Source organism: Bacillus sp. 01N45 (genome assembly GCF_056399205.1).
This window is the reverse complement of the sequence record NZ_JBFTQW010000009.1, coordinates 1-18,918: the sequence shown is the minus strand read 5'-3', so window position 1 is coordinate 18,918 and position 18,918 is coordinate 1. Positions and strand designations below refer to the sequence as shown.

18 protein-coding genes and 1 riboswitch are annotated in these 18,918 nt (G+C 37.9%); of the genes, 4 read left to right on the top strand and 14 right to left on the bottom strand.

Going from position 1 to position 18,918, the window contains the following annotated elements:
- Nucleotides 1–11: 11 nt before the first annotated feature.
- Both pcrA and pcrB read right to left on the bottom strand, forming a co-directional pair.
- Nucleotides 12–2,261: a DNA helicase PcrA gene (gene pcrA / locus AC1DMU_RS20255; protein ID WP_142291662.1), complete on the bottom strand. Its 2,250-nt coding sequence runs from the start codon at nucleotides 2,259–2,261 to the stop codon at nucleotides 12–14.
- A 12-nt stretch (nucleotides 2,262–2,273) separates the two neighbouring features.
- The gene (pcrB, locus tag AC1DMU_RS20250; protein ID WP_000272087.1) at nucleotides 2,274–2,963 is read right to left on the bottom strand and encodes a heptaprenylglyceryl phosphate synthase; all 690 of its coding nucleotides are present in this window, start codon (nucleotides 2,961–2,963) and stop codon (nucleotides 2,274–2,276) included.
- 335 nt (nucleotides 2,964–3,298) lie between these two features.
- On the opposite strand from pcrB, the gene AC1DMU_RS20245 reads away from it, so the two are divergent.
- From AC1DMU_RS20245 to AC1DMU_RS20235, 3 genes are all read left to right on the top strand, one after another.
- Entirely contained in the window at nucleotides 3,299–3,676 is a 378-nt protein-coding gene (locus tag AC1DMU_RS20245) for a YgaP family membrane protein (RefSeq protein WP_073518066.1), read from the top strand.
- Between the two features lie 220 nt (nucleotides 3,677–3,896).
- A complete protein-coding gene (locus tag AC1DMU_RS20240; RefSeq protein WP_000660678.1) occupies nucleotides 3,897–4,742 on the top strand; it encodes an SPFH domain-containing protein in 846 nt (281 codons plus the stop codon).
- A 16-nt stretch (nucleotides 4,743–4,758) separates the two neighbouring features.
- Complete coding sequence (locus tag AC1DMU_RS20235) at nucleotides 4,759–4,923, top strand: type II toxin-antitoxin system antitoxin (protein ID WP_001085171.1); 165 nt, start codon at nucleotides 4,759–4,761, stop codon at nucleotides 4,921–4,923.
- Nucleotides 4,924–4,959: 36 nt separating this feature from the next.
- Here the strand turns inward: AC1DMU_RS20235 and purD are convergent, their stop codons facing one another.
- From purD to purE, 12 genes are all read right to left on the bottom strand, one after another.
- Nucleotides 4,960–6,231, bottom strand: a complete 1,272-nt coding sequence (gene purD, locus AC1DMU_RS20230; protein WP_088061527.1) for a phosphoribosylamine--glycine ligase — start codon at nucleotides 6,229–6,231, stop codon at nucleotides 4,960–4,962.
- A gap of 302 nt (nucleotides 6,232–6,533) precedes the next feature.
- Nucleotides 6,534–8,069, bottom strand: a complete 1,536-nt coding sequence (purH, locus tag AC1DMU_RS20225) for a bifunctional phosphoribosylaminoimidazolecarboxamide formyltransferase/IMP cyclohydrolase (protein ID WP_088061525.1) — start codon at nucleotides 8,067–8,069, stop codon at nucleotides 6,534–6,536.
- A gap of 24 nt (nucleotides 8,070–8,093) precedes the next feature.
- A complete protein-coding gene (gene purN, locus AC1DMU_RS20220) occupies nucleotides 8,094–8,681 on the bottom strand; it encodes a phosphoribosylglycinamide formyltransferase (protein ID WP_000088583.1) in 588 nt (195 codons plus the stop codon).
- The gene (gene purM, locus AC1DMU_RS20215; RefSeq protein WP_088061523.1) at nucleotides 8,678–9,718 is read right to left on the bottom strand and encodes a phosphoribosylformylglycinamidine cyclo-ligase; all 1,041 of its coding nucleotides are present in this window, start codon (nucleotides 9,716–9,718) and stop codon (nucleotides 8,678–8,680) included. Before purM ends, purN begins: the two co-directional genes overlap by 4 nt.
- A 101-nt stretch (nucleotides 9,719–9,819) precedes the next feature.
- Nucleotides 9,820–11,235 (bottom strand): amidophosphoribosyltransferase, encoded by a 1,416-nt coding sequence (purF, locus tag AC1DMU_RS20210; protein WP_000879030.1) that lies wholly within the window; start codon nucleotides 11,233–11,235, stop codon nucleotides 9,820–9,822.
- Complete coding sequence (purL, locus tag AC1DMU_RS20205; protein WP_046958904.1) at nucleotides 11,220–13,439, bottom strand: phosphoribosylformylglycinamidine synthase II; 2,220 nt, start codon at nucleotides 13,437–13,439, stop codon at nucleotides 11,220–11,222. The genes purF and purL overlap by 16 nt, the downstream gene beginning before the upstream one ends.
- The gene (gene purQ, locus AC1DMU_RS20200; RefSeq protein ID WP_000666772.1) at nucleotides 13,423–14,106 is read right to left on the bottom strand and encodes a phosphoribosylformylglycinamidine synthase subunit PurQ; all 684 of its coding nucleotides are present in this window, start codon (nucleotides 14,104–14,106) and stop codon (nucleotides 13,423–13,425) included. The genes purL and purQ overlap by 17 nt, the downstream gene beginning before the upstream one ends.
- Complete coding sequence (gene purS / locus AC1DMU_RS20195; RefSeq protein ID WP_000278821.1) at nucleotides 14,103–14,357, bottom strand: phosphoribosylformylglycinamidine synthase subunit PurS; 255 nt, start codon at nucleotides 14,355–14,357, stop codon at nucleotides 14,103–14,105. The genes purQ and purS overlap by 4 nt, the downstream gene beginning before the upstream one ends.
- Complete coding sequence (gene purC, locus AC1DMU_RS20190; protein ID WP_087982204.1) at nucleotides 14,350–15,069, bottom strand: phosphoribosylaminoimidazolesuccinocarboxamide synthase; 720 nt, start codon at nucleotides 15,067–15,069, stop codon at nucleotides 14,350–14,352. The genes purS and purC overlap by 8 nt, the downstream gene beginning before the upstream one ends.
- An 88-nt stretch (nucleotides 15,070–15,157) precedes the next feature.
- Entirely contained in the window at nucleotides 15,158–16,465 is a 1,308-nt protein-coding gene (gene purB / locus AC1DMU_RS20185; protein WP_476941555.1) for an adenylosuccinate lyase, read from the bottom strand.
- On the bottom strand, nucleotides 16,462–17,613 hold the full coding sequence (gene purK, locus AC1DMU_RS20180) for a 5-(carboxyamino)imidazole ribonucleotide synthase (RefSeq protein ID WP_088061521.1): 1,152 nt from the start codon (nucleotides 17,611–17,613) through the stop codon (nucleotides 16,462–16,464). Before purK ends, purB begins: the two co-directional genes overlap by 4 nt.
- Nucleotides 17,610–18,095, bottom strand: coding sequence for a 5-(carboxyamino)imidazole ribonucleotide mutase (purE, locus tag AC1DMU_RS20175; RefSeq protein ID WP_000839368.1), 486 nt, complete (start codon nucleotides 18,093–18,095; stop codon nucleotides 17,610–17,612). The genes purK and purE overlap by 4 nt, the downstream gene beginning before the upstream one ends.
- A gap of 110 nt (nucleotides 18,096–18,205) precedes the next feature.
- A riboswitch (purine riboswitch) is annotated at nucleotides 18,206–18,307 on the bottom strand.
- 250 nt (nucleotides 18,308–18,557) lie between these two features.
- On the opposite strand from purE, the gene AC1DMU_RS20170 reads away from it, so the two are divergent.
- A complete protein-coding gene (locus AC1DMU_RS20170) occupies nucleotides 18,558–18,824 on the top strand; it encodes a hypothetical protein (protein ID WP_088061518.1) in 267 nt (88 codons plus the stop codon).
- Nucleotides 18,825–18,918: the final 94 nt, after the last annotated feature.

Genomic DNA, 18,918 nt, shown 5'->3' with positions numbered 1-18,918 from the left:
TCATTCCTTTCCTATTGTTTCGTCACAGGTGCAAATTTTGCTAACAAACGTTTAACACCAATTGGGCTTGGGAACGCAATATCTAATTCTTTTGCATCACCTTCACCTTTTACACTGACAACTGTACCGACTCCCCATTTTTGGTGGGAAGCTTTATCTCCTACTGCCCAGCCAATTTGTTCGCCGCCTGTCGTCTTAGCCGTCGGACGTGCGAAAGCTGAACGAGAGCGTGTTGTAGTTGTCGTTGTCGTTCTACTGCTACTAGCCGTTCTTCCTTTTGCACCAAACGATGTTTCACGCTTCGGCGCTGTTTCATTTAACGATTCCACTAGCTCTGCCGGGATTTCTGTAATAAATCGCGATGCGGCATTCATACTTGTTCTACCAAATAAAGTACGCATTTGTGCATTGGATAAATATAACTCTTCTTCTGCACGCGTAATACCTACATAAGCAAGGCGACGCTCTTCTTGCATTTCATCTTCTTCCATTAGAGAACGAGTATGCGGGAATATTCCTTCCTCTAACCCAACAATAAAGACAACTGGGAACTCTAACCCTTTCGCTGAGTGCATCGTCATTAAAATAACTTCCTCACCAGCAGTTGGATCTTCATCGACACGATCAATATCAGCAACAAGCGCTAAGTCTGTTAAGAAGGCAACGAGGCTCTTATCTTCGCTTTGAGATTCAAATGTTTGCGTAACAGATAAAAACTCATCTAAGTTCTCTAAACGACCTTCCGCTTCTAAAGTACGCTCGTTTTTCAACATATCACGGTAGCCTGTTTTTTCAATAACTTCTTCTACCAATTCCGTAACAGATAAATACTCTTGCATATTTACCCAATTGTGTAATAAACCTGCGAATTCTTTTACTGCCTTTGTAATTTTTGCACTTACTCCAACATGCTCAATCTCATCGAATACAGCAGTTAATGAAATTCCATTTTGTACACCGTAATTAATAATTTTATCGATAGAAGTCGCACCAATTCCGCGCTTTGGCATGTTAATAATACGTGCGAAACTAATCTCATCATCTGGATTCCCAATTAAACGTAAATACGCCAAAATGTCCTTAATCTCTTTACGATCGTAGAACTTCGTACCGCCGACAATTTTGTAAGGAATATTAGATTTCAGGAAAATCTCCTCGACCATACGAGACTGCGCATTTGTACGATATAACACTGCAAAATCAGTATATTTTCGTTTACCCATTTGAATATCGTCACGGATTTTTTTCGCAACAAAATATGCTTCGTCTTTTTCCGTTGCAGCACGGTAATATGAGATTTTGCTTCCAACTTGATTATCTGTCCATAATTTCTTCGGTTTACGGTTTGAATTTTTTTCAATAACAGCATTCGCTGCATTTAAAATATTTTGTGACGAACGATAGTTTTGTTCTAACAGAATAACTTGCGCATTCTCATAGTCTTTTTCAAATGACAAAATGTTAGAAATGTCAGCCCCGCGCCAGCGGTAAATAGACTGGTCTGAGTCACCTACAACGCATAAATTTTTAAACCGTGCTGCTAAATGTTTAACAAGAAGGTACTGCGCTTTGTTCGTATCTTGATACTCATCCACGTGAATATATTGGAACTTGCGCTGATAAAACTCTAGTACTTCTGGAACACGTTCAAATAACTGAATCGTTGTCATAATTAAATCATCAAAGTCTAATGAATTATTTTTCAGAAGACGTTTTTGATATTCTGTATATACATCGCTCGTTAATTTTTCATATGGATCAGCGATTGTAATTTTCTTTGCATATTTATCTGCAGATAACAATTCATTTTTCGCATTACTAATACCCGCTAAAATAGAGCGAGGCTCAAATTTCTTCGGATCAATATTACGTTCTTTCATGATTTTCTTCACAACCGTTAACTGATCGCCTGAATCTAAGATTGTAAAGTTACGATTAATACCAATACGATCGATATCACGTCGTAAAATACGTACACACATAGAGTGGAACGTAGAAATCCAAATATCTTCTGCTTCTGGTCCGACAAGTGTATCAATACGCTCACGCATTTCACGAGCCGCTTTATTTGTAAAGGTAATAGCTAGTACATTCCATGGTGCTACACCTTTTTCACCAAGTAAATACGCAATACGATGTGTTAACACACGTGTTTTACCACTACCTGCACCTGCCATTAATAGAAGTGGCCCATTCGTTGTTTGTACTGCTTTTTGTTGCTGCGGATTTAAACCATTTAATAACCTGTCTGTCTTACTCATATACGCCTGCACCTACTCTCCTTTTACTGCTTTAACTGTTTTTAACGCTGCTTTTATATCATCATAAATAATATTTCCAACAACAACTGTATCAGCGTATTGCGCCATTTCCTTCGCTTGTTCAGCATTAGAAATACCGCCGCCATAATACAACTTCGCTTGTTTTAATTCTGCTTTTACATTTTTAACAAGTTCACTGTCCCCATACGTACCGCTATATTCTAAATAAAATATCGGTAAACGTAATAGCTTGTCTGCTAAACGCGCATATGCAATCACATCATCTTCTGTTACATCACATTTCGCATCTGTAAGCTGAGCTACTTTCGCTTCAGGATTTAAAACACAATACCCCTCCATGAAAATTTCATCCCAATCCATAATATCCCCAAATTCTTTCAAAGCCTCATGATGAACGCCTGTTACCCATTCTACTTTTCGGCTATTTAAAACGCTTGGGATATAATAAAAATCAAATCCTGGTGTAATTGCTTCCACATCAGAAACCTCTAACACACAAGGAACCGCATATCTACGAATGCTAACTAGCATGTGTAGTACATTATCAATTGTCACTCCATCACTTCCGCCTACAATAACAGCATCTGTTCCAGACTCACAAATCATTTCTAAATGTTCATCACTTAACTCCTTATTCGGATCAAGCTTAAATACATGTTTCCACCCGGAAATATCGTACATGAAAACACCCTTTCTTTTCTCTATTTATATATTTCTGCTCAAAATAACAGTTTATTTTCATTAGGATTTTTTAACTTCATCTTAAATATTTGTTTAAAACGGAGAATTAAGTTTGGAATTCCCTCTTCCACATTTTTTCAATCTAGAGGATTTAATTTTGAACTTCCTTTTATGCATTCTTTCATTATAACAAAAAAAGCTACTTACACACACGCACATTCCAACATCTTTTTCAACGTCAAATGTTGGATTACATATCCCAAAAATCACACGGAATACTAATAAAAGAAATAGTATTATCTATTTCAACTTTCATAAAAAGGAGTGTTTTTCTAATGAAGCAAAACATCGGTACAATAAATGCCCTAATTCGAATTACACTCGGACTTATCCTCTTCGGCTGTAGTAGCGCTAAACTTGTACGCAAGCCGTGGTGTACTTGGTCTAACGTATTGCTATGGATTGGTGCAATGAAAATTGCAGAGGGAATTGTTCGTTTCTGCCCTGTTGTTGAAATGTGGAAATTCGGAAAATACATGAATATGGGGGCATTAAAAATGCCTAGCATGAATTTTACTGAAAAGGGACATGCTAAAGAAGAAGTGAATCAAACTTCCAATCACGACAAACCACGGTCAAATGGAAGTTTTGACGCTTCTGACAAAGAGATTGAGTCAGCGATTGAAGATATAATCCTGGCAAAACCGCTTTGAATCATTTGTCACGATGCAAGATGCTCTCAAAGGGACTTAGCTGCTGCAGTGGGCGGTTAAGTCTTCTTTATTTTACCATAAAACAGAACGTACATTCTCATTTTAGACCTTAAAATATACATAAGAGGTACCCAATCAATAAAATTCAGAAAATTAGGTGTAAATACCTTGCTTAAAATGATATAAAAGTGATATCATTTTTATATCAGGAGGCGATCATATGAAAGAAAAACAAGTATTTTATGTTAATGGTTTTCTTGGGATTATTGGAATTTTGATTTTAGCCGCTATTGGTGTATTTTTCCTTATACAAGAAATTTTCATAGGAGCAGCATTAACTATTATTTTAGCCGCAGTTCTTGCTACAGGTATTGGTATTGTTCAACCCAACCAAGCGAAAGTCATTACGTTTTTCGGTAATTATTTAGGAACAATTCGTCAAAACGGTTTATTTTTAACAATTCCCTTCGCATTCCGTCAAACTGTATCGTTACGTGTTGAAAACTTTAATAGTAAGAAATTAAAAGTAAACGATGTTGAGGGAAATCCGATTGAAATTGCAGCCGTTATCGTATATAAAGTTGTTGATTCTGCAAAAGCAATGTTCGGTGTTGAACATTACGATCGATTTGTAGAAATTCAAAGTGAAACAGCAATCCGCCACGTTGCAACAAAATATCCTTATGACAATTTCCAAGATGAAACTTGCATCACGTTACGCGGAAACACGGAAGAAATCTCTGAAGAATTAAAACGTGAGTTAGAAGCACGCCTTGAAATCGCTGGCGTAGAAGTATTAGAAACTCGTTTAACACATTTAGCTTACGCAACAGAAATTGCCCATGCAATGCTCCAACGTCAACAAGCAAAAGCAGTATTAGCTGCTAGAAAAGAGATTGTTGAAGGTGCTGTGAAGATGGCAAAAGATTCAATCCATATGTTAGATGAGGAAGGCGTACTGGAACTCGATGACGAGCGTAAAGCAAATATGGTAAACAACTTATTAGTTGCCATCGTTTCAGATAAAGGTGCGCAACCAGTTATTAATACAGGAAGCCTATACTAAAAGGTTGTAAATCATTATGGCTAAAAAGAAAAGCTTTCCATTACGTATTGATCCTGAATTACACGCTGTCATCGAAAAATGGGCGAATGATGAGTTTCGTAGCGTCAATGCACACATCGAATATTTGCTTCGAGAAATGGCAAAGCAAAAAGGAAAATTGAAAAAAGATAAAGATGCATAAAAAATCCCGCTGATTTCTCAGCGGGATTTTTACATATTAGCTTCTCGTCATCTCATGCCCAATTGCACGATATCCTATATCACTTCGGTAAAATAGACCATCACTCTCAATTTTACCGATTTCTTTATACACCTTATCTTTCGCTGCTTGTAAACTGTCCGCCTTACAAGCAACAAATAGTACACGGCCACCATTTGTTACAAAGTCACCATGCTTCATCGCTGTACCTGAATGGAAAACAATTACATCTTCCAGTGCATCTAATCCTTTAATAATGTCACCTTTTTTATATGCTTCCGGATATCCTTTCGAAGCAAGTACAACACCAATTACCGCTTCCTCTGACCACTGTAACGTTAATTCACTTTCATCTAATACAGCGTTACATACATCAACTAGATCATTTTCTAAGCGAGGTAATACTACTTCCGTTTCAGGATCGCCAAAGCGGGCATTAAATTCAATTACCTTTGGGCCATCATTTGTTAAAATAAGTCCCGCATATAAAATCCCTGTAAACGATCGATTTTCTGCAATCATCGCTTTAGCAGTTGGATGTAATACTGTTTTTATCGCCTCTTGAACTGCTGATTCCGAAATTTGTGGTACTGGAGAATACGCACCCATTCCGCCTGTATTTGGACCTTTATCACCATCAAAAGCTCGTTTATGATCTTGCGCAATTACCATCGGATGCACAGTTGTTCCATTTACAAATGCCATTAATGAAAATTCTTGTCCATCTAAAAACTCTTCAATAACGACCTTCTTGCTCGCTTCGCCGAACTTCACATCTTGTAGCATCTCTTTCACAGCTTGTAATGCTTCTTCAAGCGTCATTGCTACCGTTACACCTTTACCAGCAGCTAGGCCGTCAGCTTTAATAACGATTGGCGCACCAACTTTTTGAATATACTGTACTGCTTCTTCATAGTTTGTAAAAGTTTCATATGCCGCAGTTGGAATATCATATTTTTTCATCAATTCTTTCGTAAAAGCCTTACTACCTTCAATAACAGCAGCCGCCTTATTTGGGCCAAACACACGAAGTCCCTCTTCGTTAAATCGATCAACAATTCCATTCATAAGCGGAATTTCTGGTCCAACGAAAGTTAATTCAACCTTATTCTCTTTAGCAAATAAAACTAATGCATCAAAATCATTTTCATCAATATCAACTGGTGTTGCAACATCGCGCATACCTTCATTACCAGGTGCTACATATACCTTTTCCACCTTTTCAGATTGCGCAAACTTCCAAGCTAAAGCATGCTCACGCCCACCGCGGCCAATTACTAAAACATTCATATTTCATCCCCCAATACTTAAATAAGTACAAACTAGAAGCTCTGCTCCTAGTTTGTTTTCATATCAATCAAAGTTTAAAAGGGAGGATCAAGAGCAACGACGACATGCGACAGTTATCTTGACCGGACCTTTTAAATATCCATATCAATAAAAGTTTAAAAGAGAGGATCAAGAGAACCGAGCAGGTCGAGGCGCATTTGACAGGAGGACACGGAATGTAGCTTTCCTACATGAGTACCGCACTGGCAATGCAACGACGACATGCGACAGTTATCTTGACCGGACTTTTTAAATATCCTCTATTAGTGTTTGAAATGACGTACGCCAGTGAACACCATCGTAATCCCATACTTATCCGCAACTTTGATAGAATCTTCGTCACGGATTGATCCGCCTGGTTGAATGATTGCTGTAATCCCTGCTTTTGCTGCTTCTTCTACTGTATCTGGCATTGGGAAGAAAGCATCAGATGCAAGTGCGCTACCTTGTGCCTTTTCGCCAGCTTGTGTAATTGCGATTTTTGCAGAACCTACACGGTTCATCTGTCCCGCGCCTACACCAACTGTCATGTTATCATTCGCTAAAACAATTGCGTTTGATTTCACATGTTTTACAACTTTCCAAGCTAGTTTTAAATCTTTCCACTCTTGCTCTGATGGTTCACGTTTTGTCGGAATTGAAATTGTACTTTCATCTAATGATAACGTATCTTCCTCTTGAACGAGAAGACCACCTTGTACAGAAGTTAGTTTTTTGCTTGCACTTGTCGCTTTTTCAATATTTACAGTTAGTAGACGTAAGTTTTTCTTACTTTGCAATACTTCTAAAGCTTCTTTTGAGAAAGAAGGTGCAATAATGATTTCTAAGAAAATTTCGTGTAACTTTTCTGCTGTAGCTTTATCAATTTCACGATTTGCTGCAATAATTCCACCAAAAATTGATACTGGATCTGCTTCATAAGCGCGTGTGTATGCTTCATGAATATCAGTACCCACTCCAACACCACATGGATTCATATGTTTTACTGCTACTACTGCTGGCTCTGTAAATTCTTTTACAATACTAAGTGCTGCATCTGCATCATTAATATTGTTGTAAGATAATTCTTTACCGTGTAATTGTTCTGCGTATGCAACAGAAGAAGTTACAGCGAATAGTGCTTTATAGAAGGTTGCTTTTTGATGTGGATTTTCTCCATAGCGTAAATCTTGTTTTTTCTCAAATGTCACTGTTAATGTTTCTGGGCTTTCTTCACCCATTTGCTCTGTTAAGTAGTTAGAGATTAACGCATCATATGCCGCTGTATGACGGAATACTTTCGCTGCTAATTTACGTTTTGTTTCTTCTTTTACTTCACCGTTCTCTTTCAGTTCTGCTAATACAACATCGTAATCTACTGGATCTACAATTACTGATACAAATTTATGATTTTTCGCAGCAGAGCGAATCATTGTTGGACCACCGATATCAATATTTTCAATTGCATCAGCAAATGTTACATCAGGCTTAGCGATTGTTTTTTTAAATGGGTATAAGTTAACAACAACAAAATCAATTGGCTGCATACCTAACTCATTCATTTGCGCTACATGCGTTTCATTATCACGAACCGCTAATAGACCACCATGAATATTTGGGTGTAATGTTTTTACACGTCCATCCATAATTTCCGGGAAACCAGTTACTTCAGAAATACCGATTACTTGTAAGCCGTTTTCTTCTAGTAATTTTTTCGTACCACCTGTTGAAATAACTTCAATCCCTTGTTCTAGTAAACCTTTAACAAATTCTACTACTCCTGTTTTATCTGAAACACTTACTAATGCACGCTTTTTCATTTATCCTTCACCCCTGGTTGTATGTTAGTTAACAGTTGTTTCTTTCGCAGACTGAACAATTTGATTCACTGTATTTACGTATAATTTATGTTCAACTTGTTGAATTTTCTTTTGTAAGCTTTCTCTCGTATCCCCTTCAGAAACAACTACTGCTTCTTGCGCAATAATTGGACCTGTATCCATACCTGCATCTACATAATGAATTGTTACTCCAGTTACTTTCACACCTGCTTCTAACGCTTGACCGACAGCATCTTTACCAGGAAAACTCGGTAATAGTGACGGATGAATATTAATAATCTTCCCACCGTACGCTCCTAATAAAGTCGGCCCAATTAAACGCATATATCCAGCTAAAATAACATAATCAATCTCATACTCTTCTAGCTTCTTTAATATTTCTTTTTCAAATGCTTCTTTTGACTCATATGCTTTCGCTGAAAAGGCGAAACACGGAATATGATGATAATGTGCCCGTCCAACAGCACGTGCTTCTGGTTTATCACATACTAATAAACTAATTTCTGCATCCAATCTTTTTTCTTCTACCGCATTAACGAGAGATTGAAAGTTAGAGCCGCTTCCAGAAGCAAAAACTGCTAATCTACTCATAGTGCCGTGCCCCCATTGAAGGTAACGCCAGTTCCTTGTACAGTACGTCCAATAATACGAGCTGTTTCTCCTTGCTCTTCAAGAAGACGAACGATATCTTTTGCCTCTTCTTCCTTCACCGCTACTACCATACCAATACCCATGTTAAAAATATTGAACATTTCTTTCTCTTCTAGTTTTCCCACTTCTTGAAGTAAACTGAAGATCGGTTGAATTTTCCAAGATCCTAATTCAATTTCTGCACCGATTCCTTCTGGTAACATACGTGGAATATTTTCAATGAATCCGCCACCTGTAATATGCGCCATACCGTATACTTCATATTTCTTCAATAGTTCTAAAATAGGTTTGACATAAATTTTCGTTGGTTTTAATAATTCTTCACCAAGAGGTAGTTCTAAGCGTCCGTAAATGCGATCTAAAGATAGTTCTCCATCTTCTAGTAATACTTTTCGTACTAAAGAATAACCATTACTATGAATACCGCTAGATGCTAAGCCAATTAATACTTGACCACCTTCAATTTTTTCACCTGTTACAATTTTCTTTTTATCAACAATTCCAACTGTAAAACCAGCTAAATCGTATTCTTCCATAGAATACATTCCTGGCATTTCAGCTGTTTCTCCACCAATTAATGCACAACCAGCTTGGCGACAGCCCTCTGATATACCTTTGACGATGTTTTCAATTTTACTAGGTTCAGCTTTACCACAAGCAATATAATCAAGGAAGAAAAGCGGCTCTGCTCCTTGGACAACAATATCATTTACACACATTGCTACTGCATCAATACCAATTGTGTCATGTTTATCTGCCATAAAAGCGAGCATCAATTTTGTTCCCACGCCATCTGTTCCAGATACTAATACAGGTTCTTCTAATGCAAATTTTGATAAATCAAACATACCTCCAAAACCGCCTAGACCGCCTAGTACTTCTTTTCTCATTGTTGTTTGTACGTGTTTTTTCATGCGAGATACCGCTTCATATCCAGCTTCAATATCTACTCCTGCTTGCTTATATGCATTCGCCATCGTTATCTACACCTCGTCTTTTAATTTCTCCCTATTCAGGGCGGGCCATTTTAAGAAAGAAGCTAGCTTCTACATCAAAAGAAGTAGAAGCTTTTTTCTTCTTATTTCATACTTTCTAAAAGCTCTTGCTCATAATCATAAAGAGCTGTTGGATAATCTCCATTGAAGTACGCCATACATAGACCGCCGTATTTCCCTTCATATGGACGTCCAATTGCATCTACTAATCCATCTTCACTTAAAAACGTTAAAGAATCTGCTCCGATGATTTGACGGATTTCTTCTATTGAATTATTTGCTGCGATTAATTCTTTTCTCGTTTGAATATCAATGCCATAGAAACATGGATACTTAAGAGGTGGTGAAGCAATTCTTACATGGACTTCTGTCGCTCCAGCCTCGCGAAGCATACGAACAATTCGTTTACTCGTCGTTCCTCTTACGATAGAATCGTCAATCATCACAACTCGTTTTCCTTCAACTACGCCTCTTACTGCTGAAAGCTTCATCTTAACCCCTTGCTCACGCAGTTCTTGAGAAGGTTGAATAAACGTACGTCCAACGTAACGATTTTTAATTAATCCTAACTCATATGGAATTCCTGTCGCCTCCGCATAACCAATTGCCGCTGAAATACTAGAGTCTGGTACACCAGTAACAACATCAGCTTCAATAGGAGCTTCTGCCGCCAAACGTTTTCCCATGTTTTTACGTGCTGCATGGACGTTAATACCTGCAATATTAGAATCCGGACGTGCAAAGTAAATGTACTCCATACTACAAATTGCATGATCTACTTCATTTGTAAAACGATCTACATGAATTCCTTCATCATTGATGATAAGTAATTCACCTGGTTCTACATCACGAATGTATGTTGCACCTACTACATCGAAAGCACATGTTTCTGATGCTACAACGTAAGCATCTCCCATCTTTCCAATTGAAAGAGGACGGAATCCATTCGGGTCTAGCGCAACGATCATTTCATTTCCAGTTAGTAAAAGATATGCAAACGCACCTTTCACTTTATTTAGAGCCTCTTTTACACTTTCAATTAAAGAATCTTTCGTACTACGTTTAATGAGATGTAAAAGTACCTCTGTATCTGAACTTGTTTGGAAAATACTTCCCTCTGCCTCTAATTCACGACGAAGCATCTTTGCGTTAATTAAATTTCCGTTATGAGCTAATGCCATACTATGATCAGAAAAACGGAATAATAATGGTTGAACGTTAGCAACTTCACTTCCGCCAGCTGTCGCATATCGTACGTGTCCAATTGCTGATTTTCCGTTTAAGCCTTCTAGCTCACCTCTTGAAAATACTTCCGATATTAAACCTAACCCCTTGTGACCGACGATTTTCTCACCATTATTTACGACGATGCCTGCGCCTTCTTGTCCACGGTGCTGTAAACTATGCAATCCGTAGTACGAAACTTGTGCTGCATTTTCATGCCCCCAAATTCCGAAAACGCCACATTCTTCATTTAACCCCTTTATTTCAGCAAGCATGGGATTGCCCCTTTCCAAGCCTTTCTCATTTCATCTACATTTGCTGTAAGTAATACTTCATTTTCTTCATTATGAATTGTTACTTCATTTGTATTTGTCACTTCTCCAACTTGAATTGCTTCTACCGCCGTCTCAAACGCTTCTTTATTTTCACGTTTTACAGTTATAACGAAGCGAGATTGTGATTCAGCAAATAATGCCGCTGTTGCTTCTCCGTCTAATTTCACAGTAGCACCTAAACCATTTGCACCAATTGCACTCTCAGTAATTGCAACTGCTAAACCACCTTCTGCAACATCATGAGCAGATTGAACAAGGCCAGCTTGAATTGCTGCTAATACTTGTTTTTGACGTTTTAATTCTACGTCTAGATCGATGCTTGGTGATTGACCAAAAATTTTGCCGTGAATCATTTTCTGTAATTCACTTCCACCAAACTCAGCTTTCGTCTCTCCGATGATATAAACTAAATCGCCAGCTTGCTTAAACTCTTGTGTTGTTACATGTTTTAAATCGTGTACAAGTCCAACCATCCCAACTGTCGGTGTTGGGTATACAGCTTCACCACTACGTTCGTTATACATTGATACGTTTCCGCCGATAACTGGCGTTTGTAATGTGCGACAAGCTTCACTCATACCATCTACTGATTTCTCAATTTGCCAGAAGATTTCTGGTTTTTCTGGATTACCGAAGTTTAAGCAATCTGTAATTGCAAGTGGCTCTCCCCCAGAACATACGATATTACGTGCTGCCTCTGCTACTGCAATTTTACCGCCCACTTCTGGATCTAAATAAATGTAGCGAGAGTTACAATCTGTCGTCATTGCTAATCCTTTTTCTGTACCGCGTACACGTACAACTGCTGCATCTGAACCTGGTGTAACAACTGTGCTTGTGCGAACTTGATAATCATATTGATCATAAACCCACTCTTTACTTGCAATCGTCGGTTGTTGTAATAGAGCGAATAACGTTTCTTTATAATTTTCTACTTTTGGTGTTTCCATTTTCATTGCCTGGAATTCAGCAAAGTATGCTGCTTCTTTTGATGGCTTATGATAAATTGGTGCTTCTTCTGCAAGAGCATCTGCTGGTACTTCAGCTACCTTTTCACCTTTATGGAATAAGCGAAGCATTTTGTCTTCCGTTACTTTCCCCATCGTAACGGCTGCAAGACCATACTTCTCAAATAAATCTACTATTTCTTGCTCTCTACCCTTTTTCACAACGATTAGCATACGTTCTTGTGATTCAGATAGCATCATTTCATATGGTGTCATTCCTGTTTCACGTTGTGGTACATCATCTAAGTACATTTCAATACCCATACCTGCTTTACTTGCCATTTCTGCAGAAGATGATGTTAAACCAGCTGCACCCATATCTTGAATTCCAACAAGTGCATCCGACTGAATAAGTTCTAAGCAAGCTTCAATAAGAAGTTTCTCCATAAATGGATCTCCTACTTGAACTGCTGGACGCTTCGCTTCTGAGCTTTCAGATAACTCTTCAGATGCGAATGTTGCACCGTGAATACCGTCACGACCAGTTGATGCTCCTACGTACATTACTGTGTTTCCAGCACCGTGCGCTTGCCCCTTTTTAATATCTTCATGATTAATTAAGCCTACGCACATTGCATTTACAAGTGGATTTCCTTCATAACATGGATCAAATTGTACTTCGCCGCCAACAGTCGGAATGCCGATACAGTTACCGTATCCTGCAATCCCTGCTACTACTTCTTCGAATAAATATTTCACACGTGGTGACTGTAATTCACCGAAGCGAAGTGAGTTTAATAGAGCTACCGGGCGTGCTCCCATAGAGAATACGTCACGGATAATACCACCAACGCCTGTTGCTGCTCCTTGATATGGTTCAATAGCAGAAGGATGGTTATGACTTTCCATTTTAAATACAACCGCTTGATTATCACCGATATCTACAATTCCAGCACCTTCCCCAGGTCCTTGCAGAACACGCTCACCTGTTGTTGGGAATTTTCGAAGTACTGGTTTTGAATTTTTATAACTGCAATGTTCAGACCACATAACAGAGAATAATCCTGTTTCTGTATAATTTGGCAGACGGCCTAAAATCTTTTCAACCATGGCAAACTCTTCGTCTGTTAGCCCCATTTCCGCATATATGCGCTCTTCTTTAATTTGTGTTGGATTTGGTTCAAGCATTAACGACATATGTTTCCCTCCACTGTTTTAAGATAGATTGAAAGACTTTTAACCCTTCAGCACCGCCAAGTAATTCATCTACAGCACGCTCTGGGTGTGGCATCATACCAAGTACATTTCCTTTTTCATTTACAATACCAGCAATATCTGAAACGCTTCCATTCGGATTTTCTACGTAACGGAATGCGATTTGATTATTCTCTTCTAATTGTTTAAGAGTCTCTTCATCACAATAGTAATTCCCCTCACCATGCGCGATTGGAATATTGATTACTTCATCTTTTTCATATTGTGATGTAAACATCGTTTCATTATTTTCAACACGCAGCTGAACTGTTCGGCACATAAATTTTAAGTTTTCGTTTCTCATTAACGCTCCTGGTAGTAATCCTGATTCAACAAGAATCTGGAATCCATTACATACACCTAAAATCGGCTTTCCTTGCTCAGCAGCTTTTTGCACTGCTTTCATTGCATTCGCGAAGCGAGAAATAGCACCACAACGTAAATAGTCACCGTAAGAGAATCCACCAGGTAGTAAAATTGCATCATATTCATCTAAATTCTCTCTATCGTGCCAAACGTAATCTACTTCTTCACCAAGCTCATCTTTAATTGCATGGAACATATCGACATCACAGTTCGAACCTGGGAATACTATGACTGCAAATTTCACTGTGCGACAACCTCCTCAACTTCATAACGGAAGTCTTCCATTACAACGTTTGTTAATAGTTTTTCACACATTTCTTTTACCTTTGCGTCAAGGTCAGATACTGATTTATCAATTGTTAATTCCATATATTTTCCGATTCGAACGTCTTGTACTTCTGTGAACGAAAGACTATGAAGTGCCCCTTTTACTGCTGTTCCTTGTGGATCTAATACGCTTTCTCTTAACGTTACATATACCTTAACTTTATACATGTGAAATTCCCCCTAAACGTTTTAAAATCTCTTCATAAGCTTCTGTTAAATTTCCAAGGTCACGACGGAATACGTCTTTATCAAATTTTTCATTGCTCGTTTCATCCCATAAACGGCAAGTATCTGGTGAAATTTCATCTGCTAAAATGATTTTTCCTTCATCTGTTACACCAAACTCTAATTTGAAATCTACTAGTCTTACACGACAGCTTGCGAAATGATCAATCAACACTTGATTGATTTGTAGAGCCATATCTCGTAATACGCTTACTTGCTCTGGTGATGCAACGTTTAATACACGAATATGATCTTCCGTTACAAGCGGATCTCCTAAATCATCATCTTTGAAGTAAAATTCTACGATCGGTTCTGCAAGTACAGTTCCCTCTTCCATTCCTAATCGTTTTGAAAGACTTCCTGCAATTACATTTCTTGTGACAACTTCTAGAGGAATAATACTCACTTTTTTAACAAGTTGCTCTGTTTCAGATAACTTCTCTACAAAATGTGTTTTTATTCCTACTTCTTGTAACTTTCTGAACAATAAAGTTGTAATCTCATTGTTCAAACGACCTTTTCCTGTAATCGTCTCTTTTTTCTCCCCATTGAAAGCAGTCGCACTATCTTTGTACTCTACCCAAACCATATCTGCTGATTCTGTACGATAAATTCTTTTTGCCTTACCTTCATACAGCAATTCTAGCTTTTGCATTTCGCAAGCCCCCTGTAGTTTGAAAAATGTGAATAATGTTTTTATAAAGAATGGCACAGAATGACTCTATTCTGTGCCATATGAAATTTTACGCTTCGTTTAACCCAAGGCGTTCAAAGATTGTATCAACGTGTTGCATATGATGCTCATAGTTGAAGCATTCATTAATTTCTTCTTGTGATAACTTGCTCGTAATACGCTCATCAGCTTCTACAAGCTCTTTAAATTGTACTTGTGTTTCCCAAGCTTCCATCGCTTTAGGCTGTACGATATCATAAGCTTCTTCACGTACCATACCTTTGTCGATTAATGTAAGCATTACACGCTGAGAATAAATTAAGCCGTATGTTCTTGTCATATTGCGTTTCATATTCTCTGGGTATACAGTTAAGTTTTTAACGATATTACCGAAACGATTTAACATGTAATTTAATGCGATTGTAGCATCTGGTAAAATTACGCGTTCTGCCGAAGAGTGAGAAATATCACGCTCATGCCATAATGGAACATTCTCATACGCTGTCATCATATAACCGCGGATAACACGAGCTAAACCAGTCATATTTTCTGATCCGATTGGATTACGTTTATGTGGCATTGCAGAAGAGCCTTTTTGGCCTTTTGCAAAAGCCTCTTCAACTTCACGTGTTTCACTCTTTTGTAAACCACGAATCTCAACTGCCATCTTTTCGATAGATGTTGCGATTAGTGCAAGTGTTGACATGTAATGAGCATGGCGATCACGTTGCAATGTTTGTGTTGAAATTGGTGCTGCTTCTAATCCTAAGTTTTCACAAACATACTTTTCTACGAATGGATCGATATTTGCGTATGTACCAACCGCACCAGATAATTTACCAACGCGAACTGTATCAGCAGCTTGTTTGAAACGCTCTACGTTACGTTTCATTTCTTCATACCAAAGACCAAGTTTTAAACCAAATGTTGTTGGTTCTGCATGAACACCGTGTGTTCTTCCCATCATGATCGTGTATTTATGCTCTTTCGCTTTGTTAGCTAAAATGCTTACAAAGTTTTCTAAGTCTTTTAATATGATTTCATTCGCTTGTTTTAAGATGTAAGATAGCGCTGTATCTACTACGTCTGTAGATGTTAAACCGTAATGAACCCATTTACGTTCCTCACCTAATGTTGGTGTTTCTGATACAGCACGAGTGAATGCAACTACGTCATGACGTGTCTCTTTTTCAATTTCATAAATACGATCAATATCAAATGATGCATGCTCACGGATTTTTTTAACATCTTCTTTTGGAATATCGCCAAGCTCAGCCCATGCTTCACAAGCTAAAATCYCAACTTCTAACCATGCTTTAAATTTGTTCTCTTCCGTCCAAATTGCACCCATTTCTGGGCGTGTATAACGACTAATCATCTTTTTCCCTCCAACAGTTGTTCTTGATGGTCCCAAATATGCAAACTCTTCGCTTTTTCTAGAGCGACTTCAATATTATCATTTAAAATATTAACATGCCCCATTTTTCGCTGCGCTTTTGCTTCTTCTTTTCCATACAAGTGTAAATAGCACCCGGTTAATCTATTCACTTGTCTTAGGACCCCTTCTATATGTTCGCCTAAAATGTTTACCATGACAACTGGTTTTAACAAATTTGTTTCTCCAAGAGGTAAATTACAGATTGCTCGAATATGTTGACCGAATTGACTCGTTTCACATGCATCCTGTGTATAGTGTCCTGAATTGTGAGGTCTTGGTGCTAATTCATTAATATAAATCTCACCATCAGCTGTAGCAAACATCTCTACCGCTAGTGTTCCCACAAGTTCTAGTTCATCCGCGAGCACTTTTGCATAAGCAATTGCTTTTTGAGAAAGTTCTTCTGTAATGCGAGCTGGAACGATAGATTCATGCAAAATGTTATTTACATGAATATTTTCCGCTACCGGAAATACTTTCGTTTCACCACTTACACTACGAATCACAATAACTGATACTTCTTTTTCAAAAGGCACCCATTTCTCTAAAATACACTCTGCTGCATTCGCAAGCTCTCGCGCTTTATCAACGTCAGCCTCACTTCTTAAAACAACTTGACCTTTCCCATCATATCCGCCTGTCGTCGTTTTCAAGACGGAAGGATATGATAACTCAGTGATTGCTTCAGTAAGCTGATCTTGATTTTGAACTATTCTATACGTTGCTACTGGTAGCCCAGCTTTCTCAATCGCATTCTTTTCTGTAAAACGATTTTGTGTTTTACTTAACAACTGACTGCCTTGCGGTAAGTAAGCATGTTTTTCAAGCCATTTTAAACATCTATAATCAATATTCTCAAATTCATATGTGACAACATCACTGATCTCCGCTAAATGCTGAATTGCTTTTAAATCGTCATATGGTGCAACAATTTCAATATCAGCAACTTGTGCACATGGTGAATTTTTTGTAGGATCTAAAACAGCAATTTTATATCCCATCTCCTTAGCTGCCAATGCCATCATTCTTCCTAGCTGGCCGCCTCCAATAATGCCGATTGTTTTTCCAGGTAAAATGATTCTCGTCATACTAGCTCACTACCTTCGCGCACATCTTTTTTAATTGCTTCTCTTCTCAATTCTAATGCATCATGTATATCATCATGGAATGATCCAAGTATTTGTGCAGCAAGTAAACCAGCATTTGTTGAACCAGCCTTACCAATTGCAACAGTTGCAACTGGAACCCCTCCTGGCATTTGGACGATGGATAATAATGAATCTAAGCCGTTTAACGCTTTTGATTGAACTGGAACTCCGATTACAGGAAGATTCGTCTTCGCTGCAACCATCCCTGGTAAATGCGCTGCTCCACCAGCTCCAGCAATAATAACTTTCAACCCACGTTCACGAGCCGTCTCTGCATATTCAAACATATAATCCGGAGTCCGATGAGCAGATACAACTTTTTTCTCATACGGTATATTTAATTCATCTAAAATGTCACAAGCATATTTCATTGTTTCCCAGTCTGACGTGCTTCCCATTATGACTCCAACTAGTGATTTCATATTAGAATCCCCCCGATTCAAATAAAAAAAGCCTGAAATAGAACAGTTTCTCTTTTACTATGAGAGAAAGTGCTCTACTCAGGCATACGTATCCCTTGTGAATAGAAAAATACCGAGTGACTTTCCCTCATAGTCTAACGAATAACGGTCGTTAGGTAGAGACTTGCAGGCCATATCCCCGCGATTATATGAGGTCTTATATATTATTCTTTCTATGGCTATATTAACAATATTTCATAAACAATGTCAATAAATAATCGAATGTTTTTTTATTACTCACCAATAACGTTCGTGTTTTAGTTATATTCAAAAGAATAATTGTAACTATATGCAAGAAGGATAAGAAATTAGAATTTATATTTCTAGAGATCTATTGTACACATAACGGTTTGTATACTTATTCCGTATGCTTTAATATAAAGCATATCATTTATATTCATTTTATTTATAAGGAAGACAATAATGAAAAAACGAACTACACTTTTTTCGTATTTATTCCTTTTTATCGCAGTCTTTGCTGTAATGATTGAATACTTATTTATATCATCCCACTTTTTTAAATATATACTTGTGGTAGAAATAACGTTTCCTATCCTAACGATTATTTTAGGAACACTCGGAAAACCTAGAAAACAAAAAATCATTGCTAGTACTTTAAACAGCCTCTATTCCATTCTTTTTTCTTCTTTAGCGTCATTCAATTTATGGATTATGAAATTTAGTAAATAAAAATAAGCACAAAAAAACCTAAGTCGAATCGACTTAGGTTTTTGCTTGGCGACGTCCTACTCTCACAGGGACAAGGTCCCAACTACCATCGGCG